Origin of the sequence: Micromonospora sp. WMMD961, from assembly GCF_029626145.1 — a bacterium.
GTDB lineage: Bacteria > Actinomycetota > Actinomycetes > Mycobacteriales > Micromonosporaceae > Micromonospora.
Genome location: NZ_JARUBJ010000002.1, coordinates 3,097,775 through 3,107,189, shown reverse-complemented (window position 1 = coordinate 3,107,189; position 9,415 = coordinate 3,097,775). Strand labels below are relative to the sequence as shown.

General features: G+C 73.6%; 1 protein-coding gene. It reads right to left on the bottom strand.

Going from position 1 to position 9,415, the window contains the following annotated elements:
- Positions 1-33: 33 nt before the first annotated feature.
- On the bottom strand, positions 34-9,405 hold the full coding sequence (locus tag O7614_RS14395; RefSeq protein WP_278138954.1) for a type I polyketide synthase: 9,372 nt from the start codon (positions 9,403-9,405) through the stop codon (positions 34-36).
- Between the last annotated feature and the right edge of the window lie 10 nt (positions 9,406-9,415).

Below are 9,415 nucleotides of genomic sequence, written 5' to 3'. Positions count from 1 at the left end.
GCCAACCCCTTCGGATGCGCGCGGCGTCCGGTGTCAGGACACCGAGAGCTGCGTGTCGATGAAGTCGAAGATCTCGTCGGCGCTGGCCGACTGGAGCTTCTCGGTGACGGTGTCGCCGGTGTGTTCGGTGGTGCCGTGCACGTCGGCCAGGAGTGCCTGCAGTCGGGCGGTGAGCTGGGCCCGGGCGCCCTTGTCGAGGGTTCGCCCGGCGATCAGCCCGGCGAGCCGGTCCACCTCGGCCAGCAGCGGCAGCTCGGCGTCCGAGTCACCGACGATCCGGCCGACCAGGTGGGTGGTGAGGGCCCGGGCGGTGGGGTGGTCGAAGGCCAGGGTCGCCGGCAGTTTCACGCCGGTCGCCGCGCTGATCTGGTTGCGCAGCTGCACCGCCGTCAGCGAGTCGAAGCCGAGTTCCTTGAACGCCCGGTCCGGTTCGACAGCGGTGCTGTCCGGGTGGCCGAGCACCGCTGCCGCCTGGGCGCGGACCAGGTCGAGCAGGACGGCGTCCCGGTCGGCCGGGTCGAGCCCGTCGATGCGGCGCAGCCACGGCGCGGTGGACGGGTCGCCGGTGCCGGCGGCAAACGCGGCGCGCACCGCCGGCAGGTCGCCGACCAGACGTGGCGGGCCGGCCGGGTACTGCTCGGCGAAGCGGTCCCAGCCGATGTCGGCCAGCACGATCCGGGTTTCGCCGTGGTCGAGGACCTGGCCCAGCGCGGTCAGCGCGGACGCTGTGGGCAGCGGGGTGGCGGCGGGATCGCCACCGGCGGCCTCGCTGCGCGCCCATTCGCCCCAGGCGATCGAGGTGGCGGGCAGGCCGGCGGCGGCACGCCGGGCGGCCAGGGCGTCGAGGTAGGCGTTGGTGGCGGCGTACGCGCCCTGTCCGGTGCCGCCGAGCGTCCCGGACAGCGCGGAGAACAGCACGAACGCGGTCAGGTCGTGGTCACGGGTCAGCTCGTGCAGGTACCGGGCGCCGGTGGCCCGACCGGCGGCGACGGCGGCGAGCCGGTCACCGGTGAGCCCGGTCAGCAGGCCGGAGTCGCGGGTCCCGGCGAGGTGGAAGACGGCGGTCAGGTCGTCGATGCCGTCGACCAGTGCGCGCAGGGTGTCACGGTCGGCGACGTCGCAGGCGGCGATCGTCACCCGGGCGCCGAGTTGTTCCAACTCGGTACGGAGGTCGCCGGCCCCGGGGGCGTCCGGGCCTCGACGGCTGGTGAGCACCAGGTGCTCGGCGCCGCGACCGGCCAGCCAGCGCGCCACGTGTGCCCCGGTCGCGCCGGTGCCGCCGGTGACCAGCGTGGCGCCGGTGGGCGACCAGCCGGTAGTCGGCGTCGTGACGGTGAGCGGGGCCGGCCGCAGGCGTCGCGCGACCGCCCCGGTGGCGCGGATCGCCACCTGGTTCTCGCCGGTCGAACCCGGCTCGCCGCGGAGGGTGGCGGCGAGCCGGGTTCCGGCCACCGGGTCGAGAGTGTCGGGCAGATCGATCAGCCCGCCGAAGCGCTGCGGGTCCTCGGCCTCGAGTACGGGTCCAAGGCCCCAGAGCATCGCCTGGGCCGGATGCGGCACGTCCTCGCCGGGGGCGACGGCAACCGCCCCACGGGTGACGCACCACAGTTTCGCCGGGGAACCGATGTCGCCGAGCGTCTGCAGCAGCGTCAGCGTGGCGGTCGTCCCGGTGGTGATCTGCGGGTTCTCTCGATCCGGACGTTGGTCGAGCGCGAGCAGCGACAGCACCCCGGCGATCGGGATGTCGATGGCGGAGAGCCGGTTCAGCAGAGCGGCCAGCTCGGTGCGCTCGGTGGTGGCTGGTGCGATCTCCAGGACCTCGGCGCCGTGCTCGCGCAGGGCGGCGGCGCAGTCCGTGGCGATCCGGTGCTGGTCGGTGGTGTCGGGTACGACGAGCAGCCAGGTGCCGTCGAGCCGGGGTGGGGTGCCGGCGTCGGGGATCGGGGCCCAGCCGACGGTGTAGCGCCAGGTGTCGGTGGTGCCCCGCTCCCGGCGGGTGCGCCGCCAGGCCGCGAGTGCGGGCAGCAGGTCGACGCCGTCGCCGGTGATGCCCAGCGGGGTCAGGTCGCCGTCCTCGACGGCCTGCCAGAACTGGCTGTCCACGGGGTCGGAGGCGGTCATCGCACCGCCACCGGTGGGCCAGTAGCGCTGGTGCTGGAACGGGTAGGTGGGCAGGTCGACGACCCGGGTGGCCGGGATGACGGTGCTCCAGTCGACAGGCGCGCCGCGTACCCACGCCTCGGCGAGGGCTCGGACGACCTGGTCGGTGCCGCCCGCGCCGCGGCGCAGGGTGCCGACGGTGGCCGCGTCGACCGTGTCGGCGATCGCGCCGGTGAGCACCGGGTGGGCGCTGACCTCGACGAAGATCCGGTGCCCGGCGGCGTACGCGGCCTCGACGGCCAGGTCCAGGCGCACCGGCTGGCGCAGGTTGCGGTACCAGTAGGCGGCGTCCATGACACCACCACCGTCGACAGTGCAGAAGACCGGCACCTCGCCGGCCAGTGGTGTCACACCGTCGAGCAGTCGGGCCAGTTCGGCCTCGACCGGCTCGACCAGCGCGCAGTGCGAGGCGTAGTCAACCTTGACCTGCTTGGCCCGTACGCCGGCCGCTTCCGCGACGGCCAGGAACACGTCCAGGTCGGCGGGTGCCCCGGCGACGACCACGCTGGTCGGGCCATTGACGACCGCGACCGTCACACCGTCGGTGAGCAACGGGGTGACCACGTCCAGACCGGCGTTGACCGAGACCATGCCGCCGGTGCCGGCGACCGCCAGCAGCGCCCTGCTGCGCAACGCGACCACCTTGGCGGCGTCGCCGAGCGAGAGGACGCCGGCGACGCAGGCCGCGGCGATCTCGCCCTGCGAGTGACCGATCACCGCGTTCGGTGTCACCCCCTTCGCGCGCCACACCTCGGCCAGCGCGACGTGCACCGCCCACAACACCGGCTGCACCACGTCGACGCGCTGCAACGGGTCGTCGGACCGCAACACGTCCAGCAGGTTCCAGTCCACGAACGGATCGAGCGCAGCGGCGCACTCGGCGATCCGGGCCGCGAACACCGGCTCGGCGTCGAGCAGACCCACCGCCATGCCGACCCACTGCGAGCCCTGGCCGGGGAAGACGAAGACGACCTCCGCGTCGGGGTACGTCGACCCGGTGAGCACCGCACTCGACGGCAGACCGTCGACCAGTGCGGCCAGACCGGCCGCGTGCTGCGGGCCGAGGACCACGGCCCGTTGGCTGAACGCCGACCGGGTCGCGGCCAGCGAGTAGGCCACCTCGCCGGCCGGGGCGTCCAGCGCGGCGAGCTGCCTCGCCTGGTCGGCGACGGCCTTCGCGGTACGCCCGGTCAGCAGCCACGGCATGTCCGGCGTCGGCGCGGCGACCTGGTCGTCGGCGGCGGCCGGCGCCTCCTCGATGATCACGTGGGCGTTGGTGCCGGAGACCCCGAACGACGAGACACCGGCCCGGCGCGGGCGCTCCCCCGCCGTCCACGGTCGCGGCGACGTGAGCAGCTCCACCGCGCCGTCGGACCAGTCCACCTGTGGGGTCGGCTCGTCCACGTGCAGGGTCCGGGGCAGGGTTTCGTGCCGTAGCGCCTCGACCATCTTGATGATCCCGGCGACCCCGGCGGCGGCCTGGGTGTGCCCGATGTTCGACTTGACCGATCCGAGCCACAGCGGTTGGTCGGCGGGGCGGTCCTGGCCGTACGTGGCGAGCAGCGCCTGCGCCTCGATCGGGTCGCCGAGCCGGGTTCCGGTGCCGTGCGCCTCGACCACGTCGACATCTGCGGCGGACAATCCGGAATTGGCCAGGGCGGCCCGGATGACGCGTTGTTGGGAAGGCCCGTTCGGCGCGGTCAGGCCATTCGAGGCACCGTCCTGATTGACAGCGGAACCGCGTACCATGGCGAGCACCCGGTGACCGTTTCGGCGCGCGTCGGAAAGCCTCTCCACGAGCAGCATTCCGACTCCCTCGGAGAATCCGGTGCCGTCGGCCGCCCCGGCGAAGGCCTTGCAGCGGCCGTCCTCGGCCAGACCCCGCTGCCGGGAGAAACCGACGAACAACGACGGGGTGGCCATCACCGTCACGCCACCGGCCAGCGCGAGATCACACTCGCCGTTGCGCAGGGCCTGCGCCGCCAGGTGCAGCGCCACCAGGGACGACGAGCAGGCCGTGTCGACGGTGACCGCCGGCCCCTCCAGACCCAGCACGTAGGACACCCGGCCGGACAGGACCGCGCCGGCGTTGCCGGTGGCCAGGTAACCCTCCAGACCGTCGGAGGCACCGAACAGCACGGCGGAGTAGTCGGAACCGTTGGTGCCGGCGAAAACGCCCGTCCGCGAACCGGCGAGCCCCGCCGGGTCGATTCCGGCGCGCTCGACGGCCTCCCAGGAGGCTTCCAACAACAACCGCTGCTGAGGATCCATCGCTAATGCCTCACGCGGATTGACACCAAAGAATTCGGCATCGAACTCACCTACGTCGTAGAGAAACCCGCCGTTCCGGGTGTATGTGGTCCCAGCGTTGTCGGGATCGGGATCGAACAACACCCCTAAATCCCAGCCCCGGTCCGCAGGGAAAACACCCATGCCGTCACCGTCGGTGGCGACCAGCCGCCACAGGTCCTCCGGGGAGCCGACGCCACCCGGGTAGCGGCAGCTCATGCCGACGATGGCGATCGGCTCGTCCGCCACCACGGCGGTCGTCGGGACCGGGATGCCCGATCCGGTGTCGGTGTCGGTGAGCTGCTCGCGCAGACGGGCGCTGAGGGCGTGCGGCGACGGGTGGTCGAAGACCATGGTGGCCGGCAGGCGCAGACCGGTGGCGCGGGCCAGCCGGTTGCGCAGCTCGACGCCGGTCACCGAGTCGAAGCCGAGTTCCTGGAAGGTACGGCGCGGTTCGACCGCCTCCGGCGACGGGTAGCTGAGCACCGCGGCCACCTGGGTGCGGACCAGGTCGAGCAACGTGCGCCGCTGGTCCGCCTCGGACTGGCCGGCGAGCTGCCGGGCGTACCCGTTGGCGGATGTCGCGGTCGGGTCGCCGGCCTCGGTCGTCGCGGTGCGGGACCGCAGCTCCCGCACCTCGGGCACCGCGTCGAGCAGCGGGGCCGCCCGGGTGGCGGTGAAGGCGACGAAGTACCGGTCCCAGGCGATGTCGGCGATGGCGAGGTACGTCTCGTCGTGGTCCACAGCGCCGCGCAGCGCCTCGACGGCGAGTGCCGGTGCCATGCCGGGCATGCCGTGGCGGTCCAGCAGGTCACCGAAGCGACCGTCGGCCAGCCCGCCACCGTCCCAGGCGCCCCAGGCCACCGAGAGGGCGTGCCGTCCGGACGCCCGGCGTTGCTGGGCGAGCGCGTCGAGGTAGGCGTTCGCGGGGGCGTAGTTGCCCACGCCGGAGCTGGCCAGGGTGCCGGCCACCGACGAGCAGAGCATGAAGACGGACAGGTCCAGGTCGCGGGTCAGCTCGTCCAGGTTCGCCGCTGCGGTCATCTTGGCGTGCAGGGCACGGGACATCCGGTCGACGTCGAGGGCGTCGACGACCGTGTCGTCGATGGCGGCGGCGGTGTGCACCACGGCGGTCAACGGGTGCGCGGCGGGCACGTCGGCGAGCACCGCGGCCAGCGCGTCCCGGTCACCGGCGTCGCAGGCCACCACGGAGACCGTGGTGCCCAGCTCGGTGAGTTCGGTGGCGAGGTCGGCGGCGCCCGGGGCGTCCGGTCCGCGGCGGCTGAGCAGCAGCAGGTGCCCGACTCCGGAGCGGGCCAGCCAGCGGGCGATGTGTCCGCCGAGCGCACCGGTGCCGCCGGTGATGAGGACGGTGCCCTCGGGGTTCCAACGGCGGGTCGGGGCGGTCCCGGCGAGCGGCGCGCGGACCAGCCGGCGGCCGAAGACGCCACTGCTGCGCAGCGCCACCTGGTCCTCGCCGGTAGCGCCGCAGAGAACCGTGGCGAGCAGGCCCCGGGTGCGCTCGTCCAGGTCGACGGGCAGATCGACGAGCCCACCCCACCGGTCCGGGTGCTCCAGCGCGGCAACCCGCCCGAAGCCCCAGACCAACGCCTGGGCCGGGTTGGTGACCGGGTCGGTACGACCGACCGACACCGCGCCCGAGGTGGCGCACCACAGCGGCGCACCGAGGTCGGCGATCCCGAGCGCCTGGGTGAGCGCGACGGTGGCGGCGAAGCCGGCCGGCACGTCCGGGTGGTCCGGCAGCGGTTGCTCGTCCAGGGCGAGCAGGGACAGGATGCCGCCGGGTTGGGTGCCACGCAGGGTGTCGGCCAGCGAGTCCCGTTCGGCGGTACGGGTGTCGACCTCGACGGCGATCACCCCGGCGGCGTGCCGGCCGAGCGTGTCGAGGACGGCGGAGACCTGGTCGTCACCGCGTCGCCCGGTCGGGACCAGGACCAGCCAGGTGCCGGCGGGGGTGCCGTCTGCGCCGCCCGGGTGCGGACGCCACGCGATGTGGTACCGCCACGAGTCGACGGTCGCCTGGTCCCGGCTGCCCCGGTGCCACGAGGTGAGGCTGGGCAGGATCGGCTCGACCACCTCGTCGGCGACGCCGAGGGTGGCGGTGAGCGCGCCCACGTCGGCCCGGTCCACCGCCGACCAGAAACCGGCTTCGGCGGGGGTGCCGCCGCCGGTGCCGGTGCCCGGGTCGGCCGCGCCGAACTCCACCTCCAGCCAGTAGCGCTGGTGCTGGAACGGGTAGGTGGGCAGGGCGACGGTACGCGCGCCGGGGAACACCGCCGGCCAGTCCAGCCGGACGCCGTGCACGTGGGCCTCGGCCAGTGACCGGGTGAAGCGGGCCAGCCCGCCCTCGTCGCGGCGCAGACTGCCGATGACCGCGGCGGCCTCGTCCGCGCCGCCGAGCAGTTCGGTGAGCCCGCCGGTCAGCACGGGATGCGGGCTGCACTCCACGAAGACCTGGTGCCCGTCGGCGCGCAGCCGATCCACGGTCTGCGCGAAGAGGACCTGCTGGCGCAGGTTACGGAACCAGTAGTCACCATCCACTGTGGTGGTGTCGAGCGGCTCGCCGGTGACCGTGGAGTAGAACGGGATCTCCGCCGGGCCGGGGGTCAACCCCTCCAGGGCGGTCAGTACGGCGTCGCGGATCCGCTCGACGTGCGCGGAGTGCGAGGCGTAGTCCACGTTGATCCGCCGGGCCCGGACGCCGTCGCGTTCGCACTCGGCGAGCAGCTCCTCCAGGGCGTCCGCGTCGCCGGCCACCACGACCGACGCCGGCCCGTTGACAGCGGCGACGCTGATCCGCCCGGGGTAGGTCTCCAGTCGTCGGCGTACCGCGTCGGCGGGTGCCGCGACCGAGACCATGCCGCCCAGCCCGGACAACGCCGACAGGGCCTGGCTGCGCAACGCGACGACCTTCGCGCCGTCCTCCAGGGACAGCGCTCCGGCGACGACGGCGGCGGCGATCTCACCCTGGGAGTGGCCGACGACCGCGGCCGGGACGACACCGTACGAGCGCCACAGCTCGGCGAGCGCGACCATGACCGCCCAGAGCGCCGGCTGCACCACGTCGACCCGCTTCAGCACGGCCGGGTCGGTGGAGCGCAGCACGTCGAGCAGGGACCAGTCGGTGTACGGCCGCAGAGCCGCCGCGCACTGCTCGATCCGCGCGGCGAACACCGGTGCGGTCTCCATCAGCTCGGCGGCCATGCCGACCCACTGGGAGCCCTGACCTGGGAAGACGAGCACCGCACCGGCGGCCTCACCACGGCAGGCGTACGCGTCCGCGGCGTCCGGCCCCTGGGCGGCGAGCGTGTCCAGACGCTCGCGCAGACCGACCAGATCACGGCCGACCAGCACGGCCCGGTGTTCCAGGGCCGCCCGGGTGGTAGCCAGGGAGAAGCCCACGTCGGCGGGGTCGACGGGCCCCACGGTGTCCAGGTGGGTGGCGAGCCGGCGGGCCTGCTCCCGCACCGCCGCCTCGGTACGCCCGGACAGCACCCACGGCAGCACCGCAGTGGCGGGCGCCGGGGTCACCGGGTCGGACGCCGGTGCCGGGGCCTCCTCCAGGATCACGTGCGCGTTGGTGCCGCTGACCCCGAATGCCGACACGCCACCACGGCGGGGCAGCCCGGTGTCCGGCCACGGCAGGCGTTCGGTGGCCAGCGCGACAGTGCCGGCCGACCAGTCGACCTGGCCGGTGGGCTCGTCGACGTGCAGGGTGGGCGGGACCACCCCGTGCTGGATTGCCAACGCCATCTTCATCATCCCGGCGATGCCGGCGGCGGCCTGGGTGTGGCCGATGTTCGACTTGACCGAGCCGATCAGCAGCGGCCGTTCGGCGGCGCGCTGCTTGCCGTACGTCGCGATGAGTGCCTGCGCCTCGATCGGGTCGCCGAGGGTGGTGCCGGTGCCGTGCGTCTCGACCACGTCGACCTGGGCGGCGGTCAGCTTCGCGTCGGCGAGCGCCTGACGGATCATCCGCTGCTGGGCCGGCCCGTTCGGGGCGGTGAGACCGTTCGACGCGCCGTCCTGGTTGAGGGCGCTGCCGCGCACCACGGCGATGACCGGGTGGCCCCGGCGCTGCGCGTCGGAGAGCCGCTCCAGGAGCACCAGGCCGACGCCCTCGGCCCAGCCGGTACCGTCGGCGGACGCGGCGAACGCCTTGCACCGGCCGTCGCGGGCCAGGCCACGCTGCCGGCTGAACTCGACGAACGGGGTCGGCGTCGACATGATCGCGACGCCGCCGGCGAGGGCCAGGGAGCACTCGTCGCGGCGCAGCGCCTGCGCCGCCAGGTGGACGGCGACCAGCGACGACGAGCAGGCGGTGTCGATCGTGACGGCCGGCCCTTCCAACCCGAGGGAGTACGCGATCCGCCCGGACACCACGCTCGTCGAGCTGCCGGTGAGCAGCTGTCCCTCGACGGCGTCCGGTGCGCTCATCAGCACCCGGGCGCTGTAGTCCTGCATGGTGACGCCGGCGTAGACGCCGGTGCTGGTGCCGCGCAGCGACAGCGGGTCGATCCCGGCGCGTTCGACGGTCTCCCACGCCGATTCGAGCAGTAGTCGCTGCTGCGGGTCCATGGTGAGGGCCTCGCGTGGCGAGATCCCGAAGAACGCGGCGTCGAACTCGCCGACCGCGTCGATGAACCCGCCGTGCTTGGTGTACGTGGTGCCCCGGTGCTCCGGGTCGGGGTCGTAGAGCTCCTCCACGTTCCATCCCCGGTCGGCCGGGAACTCGGTGATGCCGTCCCGGCCGTCGGCGAGCATCCGCCACAGCTCTTCCGGGCTGTTCACACCGCCCGGGAAGCGGCAGCTCATCGCGACGATCGCAATGGGCTCCTGGTCGCGTGACTCGACGGCCTGCAGCTGCCGCTTGGTGCGCCGCAGATCAGCGGTGACCTTCTTGAGGTAGTCGAGAAGCTGCTGCTCATCGGCCATCGTTCGGCCC